Raw genomic sequence first — 23,753 nt, forward strand, 5'->3', positions numbered from 1 at the left:
CTATTCATGCGCCGGGGTCAAGTTCCCGATAACATTCTTGCGCCTCTCGCGGAGGGCCGCGCCGATCGGGAAGCGCAAGGACCTCGATCAGTTTGACGCTGTTTCCGAGCGGCAGGGTGAGCACGTCACCGGGCGCGATAGCGCGGCTGGGGCGCAGCACCCGCTCCCCGTTCAGGCGGATGTGTCCCTCATCGACCAGCTTGCGTGCAGTGCTGCGTGTGCGCACGATGCGCAGGAAGCAGAGCAGGCGATCGATCCGCAAGCCTCAGCCCTGTTTGATGAGGTCTGCAAGTCCGGCAAAGGCGCTGCCTTCACGCGGGGCGCTGGTTTTCGCAGGCTTGGCGCGCTGCTGCTTGCGTCGCGACGGGCGCCATTCCCAGCTGTCGGGACGCGGCGGGCCGAAAGCGCCCTCGGCTAGCGGCCTTGCGCGCAGGACGCGGAAGCCTGCCTGGCCAAGCAATCGCTCGACATTGCGTTCTTCCAGTCCGATCGAGATCGGCAGAGCGAGATCGAGCCGGAACTTGCGGCTCTTGCCCGCCTTGCTGCGCGCTTCGTGTGCTGCGCGGAAGATCTTCTCGGCCAGATCGAGCCGGATCGCCTGGCTGCCTGCATGGCGATAGCCGGCGGGTAGTTTCTTTTGGTCGGGAATGACCGGCAGCATCGCTTCCTGCAGCGGCCTGCGATCGATCCCGAGAGCGCTCAGGAGCTGGCGCGGTGCGGGCTTCAGCAGCAGCGGAGCGAAGATGTCGAGCGCGCCGAAGGTGACGCCGATCTTGCGCAGGAAGGGCCGCATCTCCTTGGGCAGGTGCTCGATGCCCGCCTTTTCGCGGGTCACGAAGCCGTGGCCGGAGATAAGGTTGAGCAGCAGCGCGCGCGCCTGGCTGCCAGCCTCGGGGTTGGCCGAGGCAATATGCATCTTGCGCAAGGGTTCGAGTGGCTCGAGATGCTTGTCGAGCCAGCCATCGATCGCGCCGAGCAGTGCCTTGCGCGGCTGGTCGGGCAGCGAAGCCACTTCGCGTGACGGTTCGAGAGCGGGTTTGACCTGACCTTCGCGCTCGGCGAGCTTTGCCAGGACCTGCCCGTTCCAGCGGATCGCACCGCGTGACAGCTCGAGCTCGGCAAGGTCGGTGGCGGCGAGCTTCTCCGCGCGCTCGCCCAATATGCGGGGCAGCGCCTTTTCGGCTGCCGCCAGCAGCATCTTGCGATCGGCGTGATTGGCCGAAGGATCGACAGTGAAGCGGAACCCCTCGACCTTGCCGAGCGCCTCGTCCTCGACGAGCAGCGTGCCGTCTTCTCCGAGCGTTATCGGGAGCATGGAGGCGTCCTGTCCCAGCGATTTCATCAGTATGGCAGTCCTTCGGTTCACGAATCTTTCGGTCAGCCGCGCATGGAGCGCATCCGACAGCTTGGCTTCCACGCCGCGTGCGCGCGACGCCATCTCGTCGCGCGCAAGGACCCAATCGGGCCGCTGGCAGATATAGGCCCAGCTGCGAATCGCGGCGATCCGTCCCTGCAGCGTATCGATATCGCCGCTGGTGTTGTCGAGTTCGGATATCCGCGCGGCGACGAAGTCCGCACCGATATACCCCTGCCGCAGGTCCTGCCAGAGGCGTGCGACGAAGCGGGCGTGGACATCGGGACCGCGAGCGCGGAAATCGGGCAGCGAACAGGCCTCCCAGAAGCGCCTAACCGCTCCCGCTCCGCGAACGTCGCGCGCCAGCGGCTCTTCGGCGAGCCGCTTGAGTGTCGCGAGGTCAATGGCCTCGGGGGCCAGGCGGAGCGCCTCGTGCTCGGGCGGCCGTTCGAGGTCCGCGATGAGCGTGCCCAGCGAATCGAAACGCGGTTCGGGATTGCGCCAGAAGAGCTTGGTGATCGGCGCGAAGCGATGCTCTTCGATCGCGTAGATCTCTTCTTCGGTGAATTCGGGCGAGGGGCCCATCTTGCCGCCGGCGCCTGCCAGCGTGCCGAAAGTGCCGTCACGCTGGTGCCGTCCTGCGCGCCCCGCAATCTGCGCCATTTCAGCAGGTTGCAGGCGCCTCATGCGAACGCCGTCGAACTTGGTCAGGCCCGCAAATGCGACATGGTTGACGTCGAGATTGAGACCCATGCCGATGGCGTCGGTGGCGACGATGTAATCCACCTCACCATTCTGGTACAATTCGACCTGCTTGTTCCGCGTTTCCGGCGAAAGAGCGCCCATAACCACCGCGGCGCCGCCACGGAAGCGCCGCAGCATCTCGGCCACGGCGTAAACCTGCTCTGCACTGAAGGCGACGATCGCACTCCGCGGCGGCAGGCGCGACAGCTTGCGCGGGCCGATATGGGTGAGGGTCGAGAAGCGTGGTCGTTCGGAAATCTCGGCGCGCGGTATCAGCGATCGCACCATGGGCTCGAGCGTCGCTGCGCCCAGCAGCATGGTTTCATCACGTCCGCGCGCATTGAGCAGGCGGTCGGTAAAGACGTGGCCGCGTTCACGATCGGCTGCGAGCTGCGCCTCGTCGAGCGCGACGAAAGCCCGCTCGTTCGCCGAGCGGGGCATGGCCTCGACCGTGCAGCACAGGTAGCGCGCGCCGGGAGGCTCGATCCGCTGCTCGCCGGTGATCAGCGCGACGTCCTTCTCGCCCTTGATCGCAACCACGCGGTCATAGACCTCGCGCGCCAGCAGGCGCAGCGGAAAGCCCATCGCACCGCTCGAATGCGCACAGAGGCGTTCGATGGCGAGGTGGGTCTTGCCGGTATTGGTGGGCCCGAGGACCGCCTTGATCGGGGCGTCGTTCACTCCTGACAGGTGGCATTGCGAGGCGAAGGGCGCAACCGTTCACCGCCCGCCGCGCTCAACTCGTCGACAAGGGGACTCGCCTCGTCGCTGGTTAAGACGAATTTCACTTTGTTTTTTTAGGGAGTAGGGCAACGAGGTCGAAAGGCGTGCAGCCCAGCATGCCAGCCTCGGGGGCCACACAGAGGATACGGGTGAAACTTTCCGCACAGCGAAAGGCACAGGGGGAAAAGCAGACGGTCGCCGGACTCGGCGAAACGTCTGACGAAACTCCTGCGCGCCCTGCATCCTTCAGCGCGATGCGCGACCGGGTCTATTGCAGCATCGAAAATCTCGACATCGCGCCCGATCTTGGCGCCGATATCGGTTCGCGCCGCTGGTTCCGTGGGCTCGGCACCTTCGTCGGCCTGTCGGTCGTCGCGCTTGCCTTCTGGCCCGACTTCGCCCCGCTCGAGGCGGCATCGCCGCTGCCCGACGATGCCGAGGTCGTCGGCGAATTCCGCAGCCACATGATCACGCCGCTCGCGCTGGGGGCCGATACCGGTCGCCGCATGGGCCCGACCGCGCTCGTCCGCCCGCTCGCCGAAGCGCCCGAGCGTCCGCAGATGCAAATGTTGGCGACGCTGGGCCGCGGCGAAAGCCTGGAGCGGACCTTGCGCCGCGCAGGCATCGGCAGCGCCGAAGCCGAGAGTGTCACTTCGCTGATCGCCGGTGCGGTCGACCTCGAAGAGCTCGAAGCCGGGACCCAGATCGACATCACCTTGGGCCGCCGCCCCGAACCGGGTGCGACGCGGCCGCTGGAGCAGCTCAGTTTCCGTGCGCGCTTCAATCTCGAACTCAAGATCGACCGCCTCGATGAGGACGGCCCTCTCGCGCTGACCCGCCGCCTGATTCGTGTCGACGACACACCGCTGCGCATCCGCGGGACGGTTGGCGACAGCCTCTATCGCTCGGCGCGGGCCGCAGGCGCACCGGCCAGTGCGGTACAGGCCTATCTCAAGGCCGTCGGCCAGGACGTGAATCTCCAGCGCGACGTGCGTTCGACCGACCAGTTCGACATGATCATCTCGCACCGCCGTGCCGCCACCGGCGAACGCCAGGCAGGCCAGCTGCTCTACGCCGGCCTCGACCGTGGTTCGCGCAATGGCGTGAGCCTGATGCGCTGGGGCAAGGATGGCGAATTCTACAGCGCCGATGGCGAAGGCGAGGAAAAAGGCGGGCTGATCGCTCCGGTGCCGGGCCGGATGAGTTCGCGCTATGGCATGCGCCGTCACCCGGTGCTCGGCTATCGCCGCATGCATGCAGGCGTCGATTTCCGCGCACGCCACGGCACGCCAATCGTCGCCGTGACCGACGGGCGCGTGACCGGTGCGGGCCGCATGGGCGGCTGCGGCAATGCCGTGCGCCTTCGTCACGGCAATGGCATCGACACGCGCTATTGCCACATGAGCCGCATTGCAGTCCAACGCGGCCAGAGCGTGAAGCGCGGGCAGGTCATCGGCTATGTCGGTTCGACCGGCCTCTCGACCGGACCGCATCTTCATTACGAGATGTACCGCGGCGGCAAGCACGTGAACCCGACATCGGTGAGCTTCGTGACGCGCCGCCAGCTTTCGGGCGACGAGCTGGGCCGCTTCCGCGAAACGCTGCAGAAGCTCAAGCAGGTCGAAGAGGGTGCGGCGCTGGCCGATCTCGAACAGACCGCTGAAGAAGCCGCGACCGCAGAGCCCGAGCGCGAGATCGACAAGCTCGACCGGCCCCGCAAGGTCTCCTGACCGCCTCCGATTGCTAAGCGCCGCGCTTTGCGGCAAGGCTCCGGCCATGACCGAAGCCAGCTATCCCGCAACCCGTCTCCGCCGCACACGCGCCCATGGCTGGAGCCGCGCGATGCACCGCGAAACCGTGCTGACGACTGCCGACCTCATCTGGCCGCTGTTCGTGACCAGCGGCAAGGGCGTGGAAGAACCCGTCGCCAGCCTGCCCGGCGTCTCTCGCTGGTCGGTCGACGGGATCGCCAGCCGCGCCAAGGAAGCGGTCGAGCTGGGAATCCCCTGCATCGCGCTGTTTCCGAACACGCCATCCGACAAGCGCAGCGAGCGCGGGGACGAGGCCCTCAATCCCGACAATTTGATGTGCCAGGCGATCAAGGCGGTGCGCGATGCTTGCGGCAATGACGTCGGCATCCTCACCGACGTCGCGCTAGATCCCTATACCAGCCACGGGCAGGACGGGCTGGTCGACGACGACGGCTATGTCCTCAATGACGACACGGTGGCGGTGCTCGTCGACCAGGCGATCAACCAGGCAGAGGCGGGCGCGGACATCATCGCCCCGTCCGACATGATGGACGGCCGCGTAAAAGCGATCCGCATGGCCCTGGAAATGAACGATTTTCCCAATGCGCAAATCATGGCCTACGCCGCCAAATATGCCTCTGCCTTCTACGGCCCCTTCCGTGACGCCGTGGGTTCGGGAGGTCTGCTGAAGGGCGACAAGAAAAGCTACCAGATGGATCCCGGCAACGCCGACGAGGCGCTGCGCGAAATCGCGCTCGACATCGCCGAAGGCGCCGACAGCGTGATGGTGAAGCCGGGGCTGGCCTATCTCGATGTCATCTGGCGCGCGAAACAGGAATTCTGCGTGCCGGTCTTCGCTTACCAGGTAAGCGGCGAATATGCCCTGATCGAGGCGGGCGCAGCGGCGGGCATTGCGGATCGAGAGGCGCTGCTGATGGAAAAACTCGTCGCCTTCAAGCGCGCCGGCTGTTCGGGCGTGCTGACTTACCATGCGCCGGTCGCCGCGCGCCTGCTCAATGGCTGACTTCCGCCACGAGACCGAGCGCCTGATCCTGCGCGACTGGCGCGAGGAAGACTGGGAGCCGTTCTGGCAGGTCACGAACACACCTGCCGTCATGGAATGGCTTGGCGGTGTTTGCGATGACGCCAAGCGGCAGGGCGCGCAGGACAGGTTGCTGGGCTACCAGCGCGATCACGGTCACACATTCTGGGTCATCGAGCGCAAGGATGATGGCGCAATCCTCGGCTTTTGCGGCCTCAAGCGCTGCAACCAGCAGGGCGGCCCGCTCGGCGAAATGGAAGTGGGCTGGCGCCTGCGCGAAGATGCCTGGGGCAAGGGCTTTGCGAAGGAAGCCGCAATGGCGTCACTCGATCTCGCCTTCGACCATTTCGGCGCGCAGCAGGTGGTGGCTCTGACGGTAAAGCCGAACACTGCGAGCTGGGGACTGATGAAGCGCCTCGGCATGACCCACCGGCCCAATCTCGACTTTGAAAACAGCGACTTTGGCGACGATATTATCATCGTCTATTCGATTTCCCGCGAGGAGTGGGACGCGCAGCGTGGCTGACATTATCGCCGAAACCGACCGGCTGATCCTGCGCACGATCGAAGAGAGCGACGCCGCCGAACAGATGCGCGTCCTCAACACGCCCACCGTCATGGCGCGGCTCGGCGGGCCGAAGGAACTGCACGAGATAGAGGCAAAACACGCCAAGTCGATGGCGCTCTACGCGCGCGAAGGCTTCAGCTTCCTGTTCCTGATCGAGAAGGAAACCGGCGAAATGGTCGGCCATGCAGGAATCAAGCGCGTCGACAATCCGCTCGCCAGCAATGAGGGCGATCACGAGATCGGCTGGCTCATCCGTGAAGATCGCTGGCGGCGCGGATACGCAGAGGAAGCGGTACGCGCAGTGATCGACTGGGCATTCATCCGTGTCGATGCCCCGCATGTCGTCGCGCTGACGAGTGAGGCCAATGTGCCAAGCTGGAAGCTGATGGAAAAACTCGGCATGGTGCGCCGCAAGGACCTCGATTTCGAGGATCCCTCCTATCCGCCCGAGGATAGCATGACGATCCAGTATTCGCTCACGAAAGAGCAGTGGGAGAGCCAGAAATGAACACACGTCCCGGCGTCAACATTGTCCCGATCCACGGCAAGACCCCGCAGATCCACGAGAGCGCCTTCATCGCGCCCGGCTGCACGATCATCGGCGACGTCACCATCGGCGCCGAAAGCTCGATCTGGTACAATTGCGTGCTGCGCGCCGACGTCAGCCGCATCGTGATCGGCGAACGGACCAATGTTCAGGACGGCAGTGTGCTGCATTGCGACCCGGAACGCCCGGGCGATCCCGATGGCAGCCCGCTGATCATCGGCAATGACGTCCTGATCGGCCATATGGCGATGGTCCACGGCTGCATCATCGAGGACCGCGGTTTCGTCGGCCTTGGCGCCATTGCCATGAACAAGGCGGTCATCGGCAGCGACGCCATGCTGGCCGCTGGCGCGATGCTCACCGAAGGCAAGGTGATGGGGACGCGCGAGCTATGGGGTGGCCGCCCTGCGCGCAAGATGCGCGATCTCGACGACAGGGCCGTGGCCGGTATGCGCATCGGTACCGCGCATTACGCGGAGAACGCCAGGCATCATTCGGAAGCCGTCGCGGCGGCGCTTGGCTAGGCAGTGGCACGCAGGAAACAGGCCTTTCCGCCTGCGCACGATATCGAAACCCTGATCGACGAGCGCGGCCAGCTGAAGGTGCGCGTCACACCTGGTACGCGGATCGACGATATGAGCCTTCTCGAAGGCCAGCTCGCGGTAAAGACGCGGGCGAAACCGCAGGATGGTGCCGCCAATGATGCGGTGATGGCCGTGGTCGCCCAGGCGCTCGGCATCGCACCGAGCCGGGTCGAGCTGGTGCGCGGCCAGACCTCGCGCCAGAAAGTGCTCCGGATTACCCGCTAGCCCGCGGGCTGGCGGAGGTATTTGAGCATGTAGCCGACGAAATCGGCCTTGCCGATTTCCAGTCCTTCGCTGCGCAAGATTGCGTAGGCGGTCGTCGCGTGAAAATAATACTGCGGCACGGCCCAGTCGCGTACATATTCGCCCGCGGTCAGGTCGAAAGTCATGCCGTTGGGAATGACGAGCTCGATCATCTCGTCTTCACCGAGGAAAGTGTGCTGCGACCACTTCTCCACCTCGGCCTTGCGTGTCTCGACCATGCTGCGTGCATCGGCAATCGTTTCGGGATCGTCTTCCGACGATTTGAAGTCGAGCCCGATCAGGCGCGCCATGGCTTCGCCCGGCATGTTGCAGAGGAACCGCACCTGCGTCGAAAGCGGCAGCATGTCGTCGGCGAGCTTGGCGCCGAGCAGCGCATCGCCCTTTTCGTGCGAGGCCGCTTTTGCGAGCAATCCGTCGAGCGCCCCCAGCATGTTGAGGTGCGCGTTTACGATCAAATCCTTGTGGGTCATTCGACTCTCCCGTGTGCACCAAGGGTTAGCGGCTGGGAGCATGCCGTCAATCGGCGATGAGGGCGCGCAGGGCCTCGATCCGGTCGGCCTCGTGCGGCGGCTTGTCCCAGCGGATGCGGTGGATGCGCGGGAAACGCATGGCGAGGCCGGATTTGTGGCGCTTGCTCTCGTGCACGCTGTCGAAGGCGACTTCGAAGACGAGTGTCTTCTCGGTCTCGCGCACCGGACCGAAGCGGTTGATCGTGTTCTGGCGCACGTGCTTGTCGATCTTCTTCAATTCCTCGTCGGTGAAGCCGGAATAGGCCTTGCCGACGGGCAGCAGGTCCGCGCCCTTGTCGGGATCGCCGTCCCAGCAGCCAAAGGTGTAATCGGAAAAGAAGCTCGACCGCTTGCCGCTGCCGCGCTGCGCATACATCAGCACGCAGTCGACCAGCAGCGGGTCGCGCTTCCACTTGTACCAATATCCCACGCGCCGCCCGGCGATATAGGGGCTGTCCTTGCGCTTGAGCATCAGCCCTTCGATCGCATCCTCGCGGCTGCCTTCGCGAATTTGCGATAAATGTTCGAAATCAGACGCTTCGACGATGGAGCTGATGTCGAAGTGAGATTCCGGCAAGCGTGACGCCAATGCTTCGAGCTGCCCGCGTCGCTTTTCCCAGGGGAGGGGGCGCAGGTCCTCGCCTTCGAGTAGCAGGACGTCGTACAAACGCACGAAAGCGGGATATTCGGCCAGCATCTTCTTGGAGACGGTCTTGCGCCCGAGACGCTGCTGCAGCGCGTTGAAACTCGCCGCTCCGCCTGCCTCGCCGCCTTGTGTGGAGCCGCGCACAAGCAATTCCCCGTCGAGCACGGCGTTCATCGGCAAAACATCGAGCAATTCGGGGAAAGTGGCCGAAATATCGTCGCCCGAGCGCGAATAGAGCCGCGTTTCGCCGCCGGCACGTACCAGTTGCACGCGAATGCCGTCCCATTTCCACTCGGCGACATAGTCCTTCAAATCGACCACCGTCTCTTCAAGCGGGTGCGCGAGCATAAAGGGACGGAAAGTCGGCAGGTTTTCGATATCGGGCGGTTCGGCACCATCTGCGGCCCAGGCGAAGAACTCTGCATAGGGCGGCGTCAGGCCGTGCCAATATTCCTCGACCTCGTCGACATCGACGTCGAAACCTTGCGCAAATGCCGTCTTGGCGAGCCGCGAGGAGACGCCGATGCGCATCCCGCCGGTGGCGAGTTTCAACAAAGCATAGCGACCCGAAGAATCCAGCCTGTCCAAGAGTTTGGGTAGCTCTGTTGTCACGCTCTTGCGGCTCATCGCGGACAGGAGCTCCACCGTCTCGCTGACCGAAGGAGGGGACGGCGGCTCGTCGGGCGCGGGCCACAGCAGGCTTGCCGTCTCGGCGGTATCGCCCACGAAGTCACGGCTGAGCGTCCACAGGACAGGATCGATCCGGTCCTTGAGCAGATTGCGGATGGTCGAGCTCTTCACTGCGGGAAAATCGAGCCCGTCCGAAAGCGCAGCGAGTGCCCAACCCCGGTCGGGATCAGGTGTCGCCTGCAAATATTCCGCGATCAGGCGCAATTTCTCGTTGCGGCTGCGCGTGTAGACCAGCGCGTCGATCAGGGCGGCGAATTCTTCCACGCCTCAATCGTCCTCGTCGTCATAGCCGACCAGCGCGAGTGCGCGGGCGCGGCGCTGGTGGAGCTGGCACCACCGCAGCAGGGCATCCTCGCGCCCGTGGGTGATCCAGTTCTCCTGCGCGTCAACTTCGCGGATCGTGCGCGTCAGTTCGCCCCAGTCGGCATGGTCGGAGATAACCAGCGGCAGCTCGACATTGCGCTGGCGGGCGCGCTGGCGAACGCGCATCCATCCGCTCGCCATGGCGGTGATCGGGTCGGGCAGGCGGCGGCTCCAGCGATCGTTGAGCGCACTTGGCGGGCAAACCACGATCGCGCCGCGCATGTCGTCTTTCGAATAGTCGGCCACCAGCCGCAATTCGCCAAGATCGACGCCGTGTTCTTCATAGAGGCGGCACATCTTCTCCATCGCGCCGTGGAGGTAGATCGGGTCCTTGTGCCCGGCCGCGCGCAGCTCCGCGATCACGCGCTGCGCCTTTCCCAGCGCATAGGCGCCAACGAGGACGCAGCGGTCGGGATGGGCGCGCAACCGGTCGAGGAGCTTGGCCATCTCTTCCTCGATCGGCGGATGGCAGAAGACCGGCAGGCCGAAGGTGGCCTCGGTGATGAAGATGTCGCAGGGGACGACTTCGAAAGGCGGGCAGGTCGGATCGGCGCGGCGCTTGTAGTCGCCGGTGATGACCACGCGCTCGCCCGCATGTTCAAGCAGGATCTGCGCGCTGCCCAGAACATGGCCCGCAGGCACATAGGTCGCATCGACGCCGCCCTTCAGGCGGATCGTCTCGCCATATTCGACCGGCACAGCCTTGTGCGGAATCTGGCCGGCACCGTCTTCGGCGCCTGTGCGATAGCGCAATTCCATGATCGCGAGCGTTTCGGGCGTCGCCACCGTGCGGCCATGCCCGCCGCGTGCATGGTCTGCATGACCGTGCGTCACCAGCGCATGATCGACGGCACGCGAGGGATCGACCCAGCAATCGGCCGGCTCGATATAGATCCCGTGCGGTTCGGGTTTGATCCAGGAAAATGGTGCGCCCATCGCCGGTTCAACGACGAGCGCGCCGCAAATATCCCTATTCGGTGTCTTCGCCCTTACGGTACTTGTCGAACCAGTCGATCACGGCGGTAGTCCGGGCGGCCTGCTGGCTCGGGCTCTGGCTGAGATTGTTGTGGCTCGATCCCGGGGTGATCACCAGCGCGGTGTCGACGCCGGCAAGCTTGAGTGCCCCATAATACTGTTCCGCTTCGCTGCGCGGGGTGCGATAGTCTTCTGAACCGACCAGCACGAGCGTGGGGGTCTTCACATTGCCGACGAGGCTGAGGGGCGAGCGCTCCCAGTACTGCGCCTGGTCTTCCCACGGCAGGGCGCCGAGCCAGTAGCGACCGAAGAAGGGCGTACCGTCGGCCATCAGCGCCTGGCTGGTCCAGTTGATCACGGGCTTGTGCGTCGCCGCCGCCTTGAAGCGATCGGTCTTGCCGACAAGCCATGCCGTCAGCACGCCGCCGCCCGATCCGCCGGTCACGTAGAGATCGTCGGGATCGACATAACCCTCGGCAATGGCGGCATCGACGACCGCCATCAGCTCGTCGAAATTGCTGATCGGGTAATTGTCCTCGATCCGGTCGGCGAATGCTTCGCCATAGCCGGTCGAACCGCCGGGATTGGAGAAGACCACCGCATATCCGGCAGCACCATAGAGCTGGTAGTCGACCGAGAATTCGGGGCCATAGGCGGCATAGGGCCCGCCATGCATTTCCAGCACCATCGGGACGCGGGTGCCCTCGACATAGCCCGGGGGCAGCATGATCCATGCCGGGATGGTCGTCCCGTCTGGCGCAGTCACCGAAAGCTCGCGCGTTTCGCCCAGCGCCTTGCCAGAAAACTTCAGTTCGTTGAGCTGCGTCAGCTGGCGCGTGCCGCGCGAGGTCGTGACGCCGATATCGGTCGGGCGCGTGGCGCTGGCAGTGGTGAAGGCGACCGTTCCGTGATCGCTCACCGACCATTCGCCGCCGGTATAGGGCAGGGCATAATAGGTGCTGCCGATGCGCGCGGGCAGCCGGTCGACATTGCCGTTGAGGCCGATCCTGGCGACGCGGTGCTCGCCGTCTTCCTCGAAGCTGGCGAACAGGCCTGCATCGGTCCATTCGATGCCGTCGATACCGCGATCGAGCGACGCGGCGACCCGCCGCGAATTCGAACCGTCCGCATCCATCACGTAGAGATTGGTCTGGTCGAAGGCATTCCTCAGGTCGTCGAAGCCGAGATATGCGATCCGGCGACCGTCGGGCGAGTATTGCGCACCGAAGTCGGGACCAGTGCGGCTGGTCAGCGCGCGAATGCCGCCGCTCGCGACGTCGAGCGCGTAAATCTCGACGCCATAGGGTTCCAGCTCCCAGTCCTCGCGGCGATTGGCCGAGAACAGCAGCGTGCGGCCGTCGGGGCTCCACTCGACGCTGCCGCCATTGTCGTATTCTCCGAAAGTCAGCTGGCGCGGCGCGCCGCCCGTCGCATCGACGACGAAGAGCTGCGACGTGCCGGGGCGGGCATAGCCGCCGCCATCGAAGCGATAGGTCACCTTGTCGATGATCTGCAGAGGTGCTTTCCACTCGGCACCTTCGGGCTTCGTGGGCGTCTTGCCCAGTTTGAGCCCTTCACCCGGGACGCGAGCGGAATAGGCGATGCGCGTGCCGTCGGGCGACCAGCTGATCGCGCCGGGCGCTTCGGGCAGGGCAGTGATATTGGCGCTTTCGCCGCTCGCCATCCAGCGAACGTGCAATTCCGGGCCGCCGCCGCTCTCGGTCGAGACATAGGCGAGCCGCGTTCCGTCGGGCGACCAGCGCGGGCTGGTGTGCGATCCTTCGCCGGTGACCAGAGGCGTCTGGGCCCCGCTCGATGCGTCGACCAGCCAGATCGAGCTGACCGCGGCATCGGTCATGATATCATTGGTCCGCCTCACATAGGCGATCTGCCGTCCGTCGGGGCTGATCTGCGGATCGGCGGCAACGGTCAGGCCGAACAGGTCGTCGACGGTGAAATTACGCTCGGGCGCGTCCTGCGCGGCGGCCGGTGCCGCAATTCCCAGTGACAGCGCGAAAACCAAGGCAATACGCATGAAAAAACCTCCCCTGCAGTGAGCGGGGGAGGTTCAATCACATTTCGCCGCGCTTGGCGAATCAGCCGAAGGGGTTAGCCTTCGTCCTTGTCGCCGCCCTTGCCATCCGGGCTCTCGCTTGCGCCGGCATCGGGCTTCTTTTTGGGCGCAGCCTTCTTCGCTGCAGCCTTTTTCTTCGGCGCAGCCTTGGCCTTGGGCGGGGCGGGGGTGAGTTCGAAGGAGGGCTTGCCGTCCTTCATCGTCACCGAGACCTCGCCGCCATCGGCCAGCTTGCCGAACAACAGCTCTTCGGCGAGCGGCTGCTTGATCTTCTCCTGGATCAGGCGGCCCATCGGACGCGCGCCGTAGAGCTTGTCATAGCCCTTGTCGGCCAGCCATGCGCGGCTGTCCTTGTCGAACTGGATATCGACGTTCTGTTCGGCCAGCTGCAGTTCCAGCTGCAGGATGAACTTGTCGACCACGCGGGCAACGGTGCTCTTGCCGAGGTAACCGAAGGGCACGATCGCATCGAGGCGGTTGCGGAATTCCGGCGTGAACATGCGCTTCACCGCTTCTTCGCTGGCATCTTCCTTCGACACGTCGCCGAAGCCGATGCCCTGCTTGGCCATGTCGGACGCGCCCGCATTGGTGGTCATGATGAGCACCACGTTGCGGAAATCGACCGTCTTGCCGTGATGGTCGGTCAGGCGGCCGTTATCCATCACCTGCAGCAGGATGTTGAAGAGGTCGGGATGCGCCTTCTCGATTTCGTCGAGCAGCAGCACGCAGTGCGGGTTCTGGTCGATGGCATCGGTGAGGAGGCCACCCTGGTCGTATCCGACATAGCCCGGAGGCGCACCGATCAGGCGCGACACACTGTGACGCTCCATGTATTCGGACATGTCGAAGCGCTTGAGCTCGATACCCATTATCGAGGCGAGCTGGCGCGCGACCTCGGTCTTGCCGACGCCGGTCGGGCCGGAGAACAGGAACGAGCCGATGGGCTTGTCCGGATCGCGCAGGCCTGCACGGGACAGCTTCATCGCGGTCGCAAGCTTGTCGACAGCGGCGTCCTGCCCGAACACGACATGCTTGAGGTCGCGGTCGAGGTTCTGGAGCGCCTTCTTGTCGTCGCTCGACACCGACTTGGGCGGGATGCGCGCCATGGTCGCGATCACGGCCTCGATTTCCTTGGCGGTGATCTTCTTCTTGCGGCGGCTGGGCGGCACCAGCATCTGCATCGCGCCGACTTCGTCGATCACGTCGATCGCCTTGTCGGGCAATTTGCGGTCGTTGATGTAGCGCGCCGACAGCTCGACGGCAGTCTTGAGCGCATCGGGCGTGTACTTGACCTTGTGGTGGTCCTCGAAGGCGCTGCGCAGGCCCTTGAGGATCGCAATCGTATCTTCGACCGTCGGCTCGTTGACGTCGATCTTCTGGAAGCGCCGCAGCAATGCGCGGTCCTTCTCGAAGTGGTTGCGGAATTCCTTGTAAGTCGTTGATCCGATGCAACGAATGGCACCGCTCGAGAGCGCGGGCTTGAGGAGGTTCGAGGCATCCATCGCCCCGCCGCTGGTCGCGCCGGCACCGATCACGGTGTGGATTTCGTCGATGAAGAGGATCGCCTCGGGCATGTCCTCGAGCTCGTTGACGACCTGCTTCAGCCGCTCTTCGAAATCGCCGCGGTAACGCGTGCCGGCCAGCAGCGCGCCCATGTCGAGCGAGTAGATTACCGCGTCTTCCAATACCTCGGGCACGTCGCCTTCGACGATCTTGCGCGCAAGACCTTCGGCAATCGCGGTCTTACCCACGCCCGGATCGCCCACATAGAGGGGGTTGTTCTTCGACCGGCGGCAAAGGATCTGGACCGTGCGGTCGACTTCGGGACCGCGCCCGATCAGCGGATCGATGCGGCCGTCCTCGGCCTTCTGGTTCAGATTGACGGTGAACTGGTCGAGGGCGGTTTCCTTCTTCTCGCCCGGCTTGCCGTTTTCTGCGCCCGGTTCGGCAGCTGCGCCTTCTTCGGCGCCCTGCGGGCTCTTGTTCTCGACCTGCTTGCCGCCCTTGCCGATGCCGTGGCTGATATAGCTCACCGCATCGAGACGGCTCATGTCCTGCTGCTGCAGGAAATAGACCGCATAGCTGTCACGCTCGGAGAAGAGGGCGACCAGCACGTTGGCGCCGGTGACCGTGTCCTTGCCCGAAGACTGGACATGCAGGATGGCGCGCTGGATCACGCGCTGGAAACCGGCCGTCGGCTGCGGATCGGCACCGTCCTCGCTTTTCAGCGACTGGTATTCCTGTTCGAGATACTGCTTCACCACAGCGGCCAATTCGCCCGTGTCGACCCCGCAGGCAGCCATGACTGCCGCGGCATCCTCGTCGCCGATCAGCGCGAGCAGCAGGTGCTCGAGCGTGGCGTATTCGTGACGCCGCTCGCCCGCGTCGGTCAGGGCGGCGTGGAGTGTCTTTTCGAGATTCGCGGCAAAACTGGGCATCTGGTCTCTGCTTTTCAGGGGACTCGCAGCAGTGCGAGCAAGGGAAAGGCTACTCTATGAAGGTTAGCCAAAGCTGTATGTTCCGAGGATATGGCCAATGATATGGGAAGCGGGCGGCAGGATGGAAGGCCCCGCACCGACCCTAGTCCTTTCGCCCGAACAGCGCATCGGCTGCATCGCGGTGGGCGGCGGCCTTGAGGCGGTGCGATTCAACGCGGGCGATCTCGCGCTCGAGCAGGACTATGCGTTCCTGCAATTCATCCTGCGAGTAAGGGCCGAGATCCTCGGCGGCGAGCTTGCTCGCGGCGTCGCCTTTGGGGCGTGGACGATCGTCGTCTTCCATTGCCCGTCCACAATCCTCCTCGTGCCGGTTGCTGTCAACCGAGGCCCACGGTAATGCACCGTTTCTCTGGCACGACGTCACGCATTCGAGGGGGCTTTCTTGGCTACTGGTCTACCCAAGACAATGACTGCAATGGGTTACGACAACCCGGGCGGTCCGGAAGTTTTCCGGCCAGAAGAAGTACCTGTGCCCGAGCCGGGGCGGAACCAGGTGCTGATCGAGGTCAGCCATGCCGGTGTGAACCGTCCCGACGTCATCCAGCGGCAGGGTTTCTACCCGCCGCCGCCGGGCGCCTCGCCCATTCCCGGGCTCGAAATTGCCGGCAAGGTGGTGGCCGTGGGTGAAGGCGTGGCACCGGAAATGCTCAACCGCCGCGTTTGCGCGCTGGTGAGCGGCGGCGGCTATGCCGAATATTGCCTCGCCCATGCGGCACATTGCCTCACCGTCCCGCGCCATCTCGACATGGCTGAGGCCGCAGCGATTCCCGAAACGCTGTTCACCGTCTGGCACAATGTCTTCGAGCGCGGCTTTGCCGCCGACGGGGAGACCCTGCTGGTCCATGGCGGCACCAGCGGCATCGGTACCATGGCGATCCAGCTCGCCAAGGCCTTCGAGATGACGGTCGTCACGACTGCCGGAAGCGAGGAAAAATGCAGCGCCGCCCGTGAGTTGGGTGCGGACCTTGCGATCAATTACAAGACCCAGGACTTTGTCGAGGAAGTGAAGAAATTCACCGAAGGCAAGGGTGTCGACGTCGTTCTCGACATGGTGTCGGGCGATTATGTCCAGCGCAATCTCGATTGCCTCGCCGAAGACGGACGTCATGTCACCATCGCGGTGCTCGGCGGGCTGAAGGCGGAAATCAACATGGCGAAGCTGATGAGCAAGCGCCAGATGATGACCGGATCGACGCTGCGCCCGCGCTCTGACGAGTTCAAGGCACTGCTCGCGGACGAGATCTACAACCACGCCTGGCCGCTTGTCGAAGACCGGACGATTGCGCCGGTGATGGACAAGATTTTCCCGCTGGCGGAGGTTTCAGCCGCCCATGCGCGGATGGAAGGCGGCGATCATATCGGCAAGATCGTGCTGAAAGTACGCGAAGAATCCTGACTCGAAACGGTAGCAAAGACGCCGTTCCGTAACCGAATGGAGATTCGCACGTAACATTCGCCTGCCATGGCATCCTCCAAACAGCATGGGGGATGGACCGTGACTGAGCTGCCCAAGGACCTGACCGATTTCACCAATGTGGCGGGCTTTCCGCCGGTCGAACCCAGCGTCCCCGAACGGATCGTCGACGAACGGCGCAAGTACCGGACGATCTGGATCAGCGACATCCACCTAGGCACCAAGGGCTGCAATGCCGAGCTGCTGATCGACTTCCTCGATCATACCGACAGCGAGACGATGTACCTCGTCGGCGACATTATCGACGGCTGGCGGCTGAAGAAGAAGTTCTACTGGCCGCCCGAACACAACGACATCGTCTGGCGCATCCTCAAGCGCGCAAAGCGCGGCACGCGGATCGTCTATATTCCGGGCAATCATGACGAGATGATCCGGCCCTTTGCGGGCATGAATTTCGGCGGAGTCGAGATCGTGCGCGCCGCCTTCCACGATACTGCAGACGGGCGCCGGCTGATGGTGCTGCACGGCGACGAATTCGACACGATCATGCTCGCCCACCGCTGGCTCGCCTTCGTCGGCGACGCGCTCTACCACCTGATGATGAAACTTAACGGTTGGGTCGCGCGCGTGCGCAGCATGCTGGGCCTTCCGTACTGGTCGATTTCGAAGGCGGCCAAGCACAAGGTCAAGAACGCGGTCGAGTTCATCTCAAAATACGAGGAAGTGGTCGCGCGCGCGGCTGGCGAGCGCGGGGTGGACGGCGTCGTCTGCGGCCATATCCACACTGCCGAGATCCGCGACTTCACCCACGAAGGGCGCAAGGTCGAATATTATAACGACGGCGACTGGATCGAAGGCTGCAACGCGCTGGTCGAGCATTTCGACGGCACGATGGAACTGCTGCACTGGCCCGAGGAAGTTGCCCGCCGCGAGCCTGCGCTGAAGCAGGAAGCTGCGTGAAGTTGCCCGAAGACCAGCCCTTGCTCCCGGGCGCCCCCTCTTCGCCGCGCCAGCGTATCGCGATAGTCACCGATGCCTGGTTGCCGCAGATGAACGGAGTCGTCCGCACGCTGACGACGACCTGCGACCTCCTGCGCGAACAGGGCCACGAGGTCATGGTCGTATCGCCCGACCAGTTCGCATCGGTTCCCTGTCCGACTTATCCCGAAATCCGGCTGGCGCTTAGCCGTCCGGGCGCCGTCGCCCGCAAGCTGCGCGAATTCGCGCCGGGCGCGATCCATATTGCCACCGAGGGACCGCTCGGCCTTGCAGCACGGCGTTATTGCAACCGGCGCGGCACGCCGTTCACCACCGCCTATCACACGCAGTTTCCCGAATATGTCGCCAAGCGCACGCACCTGCCCGCGCAATGGTTCTGGCGCTATATCGAGTGGTTCCACGGCCCCGCCAGCAGGGTGCTGGTCGCCACGCACAGCATTCGCGAGGAATTGCGCGGACACGGCCTTGCACAGCTCCACCACTGGACTCGCGGGGTCGATCTCGACTGTTTCGACCCGTTTGCCCCGCCGCCGCGCGAGTTCGCCCATCTGCAGCGACCGATCCAGCTTTATGTCGGTCGTGTAGCGGTGGAGAAGAATATCGAGGCCTTCCTCGAGGCCGAACACCCGGGCAGCAAGGTCGTCGTCGGCGACGGGCCTTCGCTCGACCGGCTCAGGGCCCGCTATCCCGACGCGCTCTTCCTTGGCCGCAAATCGGGGCGCGAGCTGGCGGGATGTTATGCCGGAGCCGACGTTTTCGTCTTCCCGAGTCGGACCGATACCTTCGGCCTCGTGATGATCGAGGCACTGGCCTGCGGCACGCCGGTCGCGGCGTTCCCCGTTGCGGGTCCGCGCGATATCGTGGTCGACGAGGTCGGCGCGCTGTCGGAAAACCTCGACCGGGCGATCGACGCCGCGCTCTATTGCGACCGCAGGGCATGCGCGGATTACGGCGCACGCTTCAGCTGGGAAGCGGCGACCGACCAGTTCCTTGCAGGCCTTGCCGAGCTGGAACCCGGCGCGCTGGCAGACTAGCTGCCGGCGCCCCAGCCGCCGTCGTCGGCGTAATAATCGTCCGCGCCGCTGTCCGCACCCCAGCCGGTACCATCGTCATAGCTGGCTCCGTCCCAGTCGCTCGTGCTGCCGGCGGCCCAGTCGCTGGTGCCGCCAGTGTAGAACAGGCTTCCGGTATCTGCTCCCTGTGCAGCGATCGCGACAGCCGCCACGTTGGCTTCGAGCGTGTCACGGCTGGCGGCCATACCGAAATCGCCGTATTTACTGCCCCAGATCTTGAGCGCCTTGCGAAGCTCGAATTCGACCTTCTCTTCGCTCAGCACCATGTTGTCGCCCATCGGGACCATCGGCATGTCGACGGTCACTGCCACCTTGGTGATGCCTTCTCCTTGGGAGAAGTCCATCTTGATCCGGCCCGGGTCGTATCCGTCCTTGGCAGGAACAGTGAAGACGAGGCTGTCGCCCTCGCTGGACAGGGCGATCGGGGCTACGCCGCCAATCCCCGAGGTGCTGCCGGCGATCTGCGCCAGCTCCTGCTTGATGGCAGCCGCGTCGCCGCGCACACCGACGTCGAAGTCGGGACCGCTCTCCCCGCAGGCGGTCAATGCCAGGCTGGCCAGTACTATTGCAGTCTTCTTCATTGCGTCCCCCACGCGTTCTAAATGAAAGCAGGGGAATAGCGGCGAATCGTTAAAAAACCGCAGTTTACGCAGCCGTGCTTGCCGAATCCGTAGCGCTCGCCTACATGGCAGGGTGCAACGGCCGCTCCGCAAGGGGCGGCCCTTATATTTTATACCCATAAGCAAAGGCGCTTAAATGGCCGATCAACCCACTCCGCTGATGCCGCATGCGACCGCCACCTGGCTGGTCGACAACACCGGCCTTTCGTTCGAGCAGATCGCAGAATTCTGCGGCCTCCATATCCTCGAAGTGCAGGCCATGGCCGACGATCTGGCGGGCAGCAAATATACCGGGCGCGATCCGCTCCACTCGGGCGAGCTGACGCAGGAAGAAATCGCCAAGGGCGAGGAAGACAGCGAATACCGCCTCAAGATGCAGCGCGCTCCGGTCGCGGTCAGCCGCACCAAGGGCCCGCGTTACACGCCCGTGTCGAAGCGCCAGGACAAGCCCGATGGCATCGCCTGGCTGCTGCGTAGCCACCCGGAAATTTCCGACGCGCAGATTTCGAAGCTGATCGGCACCACGCGCAATACGATCACCGCGATTCGCGAGCGTAGCCACTGGAACATCCAGAACATCCAGCCCAAGGACCCGGTCACGCTCGGCCTGTGTTCTCAGCGCGAGCTCGACGCCGTGGTCGCCAAGGCCGCTAAGAACCTGCCGGCCCCCGAAGAGGGTGCGGAAGCACCTGTCGCTGCACCGAGCGGCGCCAGCGATCGCGAGAAGCTGATCGAGGAACTGCGCGCCGAACGCGATGCGAACGAAAAGGCTGCCGCCGAAGCCGCACAGGAAGCCGAGGCCGAAGCATGGCTCACCGCCAAGCGCGCCGCGGAAGAAGCGGGCGAGGACACGGGCGAAGCCTGATCGTCATCGAACACCTTCGAAAGGGCGGGAAAGGCTAGACGCTTTTCCCGCCCTTTTTACTTGCGTTTAAGCGATGTTGCTCCATGTTACTGACATGGATGTAAATAGTTATCCGTACCACCATCCCACCCCTTGGGATGCGAAGTTCGAGCCGGCCAGCCTGCCTGACATGCTGGCCCGTACGACGGAACGCAATCCGCAGGCACCCTTCCTGCATTTCCTCGGGCGCACCTATGATTACGCCGCCATTCATGGGGAAGCGAAACGCTTTGCCGCCGGCTTGATCGAACGCGGCATCAAGCCTGGCGACCGGGTCGGCCTCTTCCTGCCCAATGTCCCGATCTATGCCTCGGCCTATTACGGGGCGATGCTGGCGGGTGCGATCGTCGTGAATTTCTCGCCGCTCTACACGGTGGATGAGCTGGCCTGGCAGGTCGCCGATTCGGGCACGCGCCTGCTTGTAACCGTAGACGTGCCCGAACTCTATTCGACGGCATCTTCCGTGCTCGATCAGTCGGGGCTCGAGACGCTCGTCGTCGGCTCGCTCGCCGACATGCTGCCGTGGCACAAGAAGCTCGCGCTCAAGACCCTTGGCCGCAGCAAGGTCGCAAACGTCGACTGGAGCGCGGATACGATCGCATTCTCGGCCCTGCTCGCCGACCCCTCGAACGCGACATTCCCCGCTATTGATGTCGAGGACGACATTGCCCTGCTGCAATATACCGGCGGCACCACCGGGCGGCCCAAGGGCGCGATGCTCGGCCACTCGCAGCTATCGATGAATGCGCAGCAGGTTGCCGGCCTCAATCCCTTCGGCACACTGGACGAAGAAGTCTTCATGGGCGCGCTGCCCTTCTTCCATGTCTTTGCGAATACCGCGTTGCTCAACCACGCGATGGTGACCGGCGCGTCGATTGCCATGGTCCCGCGCTTCGAGGCGGGGCAGGTGCTCGACACCATCCAGAAGTACAAGACGACCGGTTTCCCCGGCGTGCCGACCATGTTCCAGGCGTTGCTCGACCATCCCAAGATGGGGAAGACCGACGTCTCGTCGATCAAGGTCTGCATTTCGGGCGGCGCGCCAATGCCCGCCCCGTTGCACAGCAAGTTCGAGGAAGTGACAGGCGTGCGCGTGGTCGAAGGCTACGGCCTTACCGAAAGTTCGGGCGTGGTCTCGGCCAATCCCTACAGGGGCGTGCGCAAGAAGGGCACGATCGGGCAGGTCGTGATGGGCACCGAGGTGATCTTCCTCGACAAGGAAGATCCCAGCAAGCTCGCCGCCGAGGGAGAACCGGGCGAACTGGCAGTCCACGGCCCGCAGATCATGCGCGGCTACTGGAACCGTCCCGAAGCCGATGCCGACACTTTCGTCACGCGCGGCGGCAAGCGTTACCTGCGCACCGGCGATGTCGCGGTGATGGACGAGGACGGCTTTCTCGAGATCGTCGACCGTATCAAGGACATGATTGCGGTTGGCGGGTTCAAGGTTTTCCCGAGCCAGGTCGAGGATGTGCTGCTCGAGAATGCCGCAGTAAAAGAGGTGCTGGTGATCGGCGTGCCCGACGATTACCTCGGCGAACGTCCGCGCGCCTATGTCACGCTCAATGACGACACCGCGTCTGCCGCAGACCTGGCCAAATGGCTGAACGCCCGCGTGGGCAAGCATGAACGCGTCGAGAGCGTCGTGATCCGCGAGGAATTGCCCAAGACACTGGTCGGCAAGCTCGATCGCAAGGCACTACGCGCAGAGCTTGGCATTTAACCAGCACCCAAAAAGAAAGGGCCGCTCCCGTCTAGCGCGGGGCGGCCCAATCCTCTCCTAGAAGGAAAACTCAGTTGGCGAGCTGGAGCTCGGGCTTGCTGTCGCCCTGCGGCTTGGCAGCGGGCTGCGCGCTCTTCTTCGGGTCGCGGTGTGCGAAACGGCCTTCGACCTGTGCACCCTGCTCGATGGTGAGCGCGTCATAGAAGACGTCGCCGGTGATCTTGGCGGTCTTGAGGATAACCAGTTCGCGTGCGGTGATCGAACCTTCGACCGTACCGGCAAGACGTGCGCTCTCGGCCTCGATTGCGCCGGTCACCTTGCTCGTTTCGCCCTGGACCAGGCTGGTGCAGGCGATGTCGCCCTCGATGCTGCCGTCGACATGCAGGTCGGCCGATGCCTTGATGTCGCCCTTGATGGCGAGGTCGGAACCGAGAACCGAGAAAGTGGAATTGCTTTTGGAGGCCATGGAGGAATTGCGTCCTGGATTAGTGGGCGGCGTGGGCGAGCTCTGGGGCTCGGCGGATTTCTTCGAGAACATTGGGGGCTGTCTCCAGGAAGGTACGGGGGTTTACGGCCCGTCCGTTGATACGGACCTCGAAGTGCAGGTGCGGACCGGTCGAACGCCCGGTGCTGCCAATTGCGCCGATCGTCTCACCCGGTGCGACACGGTCGCCGACCTTCGCGTTGAAGCGCGACATATGCGCATAGCGGGTCATCAGTCCATTGCCGTGGGTGATTTCGACGGTCTTGCCGTAGCCGCCCTTCCAGCCGACGAAGCTGACGCGGCCCTTGGCAGCGGCATAGATCGGCGTGCCGGTGGCACCGCGGAAATCGAGACCCTTGTGCATGGCGGCGCGACGGTTGAACGGGTCGCGGCGATAGCCGAAGCCCGAAGAAATCATGTCGCGGCGAGCCGGAGCGAATTGGGGGACGCCCTCAAGCGCGCTTTCCAGCGCGGTCATGCGGGCCATCGAAAGGCCAAGACGTTCGAAACGCGGATCGATGCTGCCGTCGGCGCTGGTCGACAGGCCTTCGAGCGGACCACCCATTGCCTGGCTGCCGGCACGGCGGACGACTGCATCGGGATTGAGCTGGAGCTTCTTGAGCGCGTCGGCAGCGCGGGCCGAGCGCCAGTCTGCATAACGCGTCAGGCCTTCGACGATGGCCAGCTGGCGCGCTTCGATGCGGGCGAGTTCGGCTGCCTGCGGGAAAGCGGCGCTGACCTTTTCGACCGTAGCGGCGGCTTCACCGGCCGAATCGCTGATTGCGGTATCGACCTTCATGTTCTCGGGCAGCAGCTCGGCAACGCCTTCGATGAATTCCATGCGGCGGTCGAGATCTTCACTGACCGCATTCAGATCGTCGCCGTAAGCGGCGAGGCGTTCTTCCGAAGTGGCGACCTTGGCTTCGCGGTTCAGCAGCGACTGGCGATCGGCCGAAGCGCTGTATTGCGCCCAGCCTGCGACTGCCAGCGAGATGGCCCAGACCAGAACGACGAACAGCGCAGTGGCTGCAGCAGCCTTCTGCACGCGCGATGAAATGGTGATGAAGCGAACCTGGCCTTCCGATCGCATGAAAAATTCGCGATCCGGAAACCAGCTGTTGATGCGGCTTGCCCAGCCGCCAATGGCGCTATCTTTATCCAAAACGACCCGTCCCTTGGTCTTTGACCCTTGGGCATCGTGTAG

At 64.1% G+C, this 23,753-nt stretch carries 22 protein-coding genes; 11 read left to right on the forward strand and 11 right to left on the reverse strand.

Annotated elements, in window-relative coordinates; translation table 11 throughout:
* Positions 1–4: 4 nt before the first annotated feature.
* Positions 5–262: an RNA-binding S4 domain-containing protein gene (locus K3136_RS08700; protein WP_221429929.1), complete on the reverse strand. Its 258-nt coding sequence runs from the start codon at positions 260–262 to the stop codon at positions 5–7.
* A 3-nt stretch (positions 263–265) separates the two neighbouring features.
* Positions 266–2,779: a helicase-related protein gene (locus K3136_RS08705; RefSeq protein ID WP_221429930.1), complete on the reverse strand. Its 2,514-nt coding sequence runs from the start codon at positions 2,777–2,779 to the stop codon at positions 266–268.
* 191 nt (positions 2,780–2,970) lie between these two features.
* On the opposite strand from K3136_RS08705, the gene K3136_RS08710 reads away from it, so the two are divergent.
* The 6 genes from K3136_RS08710 to K3136_RS08735 are packed head-to-tail and all read left to right on the forward strand — an operon-like array spanning position 2,971 to position 7,538.
* Positions 2,971–4,551 carry a M23 family metallopeptidase gene (locus K3136_RS08710; RefSeq protein ID WP_247711319.1) on the forward strand — a complete coding sequence of 527 codons (1,581 nt, stop codon included), beginning with the start codon at positions 2,971–2,973 and terminating at the stop codon, positions 4,549–4,551.
* Between the two features lie 46 nt (positions 4,552–4,597).
* Entirely contained in the window at positions 4,598–5,596 is a 999-nt protein-coding gene (gene hemB / locus K3136_RS08715; RefSeq protein ID WP_221429932.1) for a porphobilinogen synthase, read from the forward strand.
* Positions 5,589–6,140 carry a GNAT family N-acetyltransferase gene (locus tag K3136_RS08720; RefSeq protein ID WP_221429933.1) on the forward strand — a complete coding sequence of 184 codons (552 nt, stop codon included), beginning with the start codon at positions 5,589–5,591 and terminating at the stop codon, positions 6,138–6,140. The genes hemB and K3136_RS08720 overlap by 8 nt, the downstream gene beginning before the upstream one ends.
* Positions 6,133–6,690: a GNAT family N-acetyltransferase gene (locus K3136_RS08725; RefSeq protein ID WP_221429934.1), complete on the forward strand. Its 558-nt coding sequence runs from the start codon at positions 6,133–6,135 to the stop codon at positions 6,688–6,690. The genes K3136_RS08720 and K3136_RS08725 overlap by 8 nt, the downstream gene beginning before the upstream one ends.
* Entirely contained in the window at positions 6,687–7,253 is a 567-nt protein-coding gene (locus tag K3136_RS08730) for a gamma carbonic anhydrase family protein (protein ID WP_221429935.1), read from the forward strand. The genes K3136_RS08725 and K3136_RS08730 overlap by 4 nt, the downstream gene beginning before the upstream one ends.
* A gap of 3 nt (positions 7,254–7,256) precedes the next feature.
* Positions 7,257–7,538, forward strand: coding sequence for a DUF167 domain-containing protein (locus K3136_RS08735; protein WP_221429936.1), 282 nt, complete (start codon positions 7,257–7,259; stop codon positions 7,536–7,538).
* On the opposite strand, the gene K3136_RS08740 is transcribed toward K3136_RS08735, so the two are convergent.
* The 6 genes from K3136_RS08740 to K3136_RS08765 all read right to left on the reverse strand — a co-directional run bounded on the left by K3136_RS08740 (position 7,535) and on the right by K3136_RS08765 (position 15,615).
* A complete protein-coding gene (locus K3136_RS08740; protein ID WP_221429937.1) occupies positions 7,535–8,047 on the reverse strand; it encodes a DUF1993 family protein in 513 nt (170 codons plus the stop codon). The two genes, K3136_RS08735 and K3136_RS08740, sit on opposite strands and share 4 nt — an antisense overlap.
* A 46-nt stretch (positions 8,048–8,093) precedes the next feature.
* Positions 8,094–9,686 carry a cisplatin damage response ATP-dependent DNA ligase gene (locus K3136_RS08745; protein ID WP_221429938.1) on the reverse strand — a complete coding sequence of 531 codons (1,593 nt, stop codon included), beginning with the start codon at positions 9,684–9,686 and terminating at the stop codon, positions 8,094–8,096.
* A gap of 3 nt (positions 9,687–9,689) precedes the next feature.
* Positions 9,690–10,721 (reverse strand): ligase-associated DNA damage response exonuclease, encoded by a 1,032-nt coding sequence (locus K3136_RS08750; RefSeq protein ID WP_221429939.1) that lies wholly within the window; start codon positions 10,719–10,721, stop codon positions 9,690–9,692.
* A gap of 34 nt (positions 10,722–10,755) precedes the next feature.
* Complete coding sequence (locus K3136_RS08755) at positions 10,756–12,795, reverse strand: S9 family peptidase (protein WP_221429940.1); 2,040 nt, start codon at positions 12,793–12,795, stop codon at positions 10,756–10,758.
* A gap of 74 nt (positions 12,796–12,869) precedes the next feature.
* Positions 12,870–15,272: an ATP-dependent Clp protease ATP-binding subunit ClpA gene (gene clpA, locus K3136_RS08760; protein ID WP_221429941.1), complete on the reverse strand. Its 2,403-nt coding sequence runs from the start codon at positions 15,270–15,272 to the stop codon at positions 12,870–12,872.
* Between the two features lie 142 nt (positions 15,273–15,414).
* Positions 15,415–15,615, reverse strand: coding sequence for a DUF1192 domain-containing protein (locus K3136_RS08765; RefSeq protein ID WP_221429942.1), 201 nt, complete (start codon positions 15,613–15,615; stop codon positions 15,415–15,417).
* 132 nt (positions 15,616–15,747) lie between these two features.
* Here K3136_RS08765 and K3136_RS08770 point away from each other — a divergent pair, with 132 nt between their 5' ends.
* The 3 genes from K3136_RS08770 (at position 15,748) to K3136_RS08780 (ending at position 18,779) form a co-directional block, all read left to right on the forward strand.
* Positions 15,748–16,728, forward strand: a complete 981-nt coding sequence (locus K3136_RS08770) for an NAD(P)H-quinone oxidoreductase (RefSeq protein ID WP_221429943.1) — start codon at positions 15,748–15,750, stop codon at positions 16,726–16,728.
* Between the two features lie 99 nt (positions 16,729–16,827).
* Positions 16,828–17,706: a UDP-2,3-diacylglucosamine diphosphatase gene (locus K3136_RS08775; protein ID WP_221429944.1), complete on the forward strand. Its 879-nt coding sequence runs from the start codon at positions 16,828–16,830 to the stop codon at positions 17,704–17,706.
* Between the two features lie 89 nt (positions 17,707–17,795).
* A complete protein-coding gene (locus K3136_RS08780; RefSeq protein WP_221432280.1) occupies positions 17,796–18,779 on the forward strand; it encodes a glycosyltransferase family 4 protein in 984 nt (327 codons plus the stop codon).
* Here K3136_RS08780 and K3136_RS08785 read toward each other — a convergent pair.
* On the reverse strand, positions 18,776–19,399 hold the full coding sequence (locus K3136_RS08785) for a hypothetical protein (protein ID WP_221429945.1): 624 nt from the start codon (positions 19,397–19,399) through the stop codon (positions 18,776–18,778). The two genes, K3136_RS08780 and K3136_RS08785, sit on opposite strands and share 4 nt — an antisense overlap.
* A gap of 175 nt (positions 19,400–19,574) precedes the next feature.
* Here K3136_RS08785 and K3136_RS08790 point away from each other — a divergent pair, with 175 nt between their 5' ends.
* Both K3136_RS08790 and K3136_RS08795 read left to right on the forward strand, forming a co-directional pair.
* Positions 19,575–20,303 (forward strand): DUF1013 domain-containing protein, encoded by a 729-nt coding sequence (locus K3136_RS08790; protein ID WP_221429946.1) that lies wholly within the window; start codon positions 19,575–19,577, stop codon positions 20,301–20,303.
* A gap of 94 nt (positions 20,304–20,397) precedes the next feature.
* The gene (locus K3136_RS08795; protein ID WP_221429947.1) at positions 20,398–22,065 is read left to right on the forward strand and encodes a long-chain-fatty-acid--CoA ligase; all 1,668 of its coding nucleotides are present in this window, start codon (positions 20,398–20,400) and stop codon (positions 22,063–22,065) included.
* Between the two features lie 70 nt (positions 22,066–22,135).
* Here the strand turns inward: K3136_RS08795 and K3136_RS08800 are convergent, their stop codons facing one another.
* Positions 22,136–22,531 (reverse strand): bactofilin family protein, encoded by a 396-nt coding sequence (locus K3136_RS08800; RefSeq protein ID WP_221429948.1) that lies wholly within the window; start codon positions 22,529–22,531, stop codon positions 22,136–22,138.
* Positions 22,532–22,550: 19 nt separating this feature from the next.
* On the reverse strand, positions 22,551–23,639 hold the full coding sequence (locus K3136_RS08805) for a M23 family metallopeptidase (protein ID WP_221432281.1): 1,089 nt from the start codon (positions 23,637–23,639) through the stop codon (positions 22,551–22,553).
* Positions 23,640–23,753: the final 114 nt, after the last annotated feature.

The organism is Qipengyuania gelatinilytica (assembly GCF_019711315.1).
Taxonomy (GTDB): Bacteria; Pseudomonadota; Alphaproteobacteria; order Sphingomonadales; family Sphingomonadaceae; genus Qipengyuania; species Qipengyuania gelatinilytica.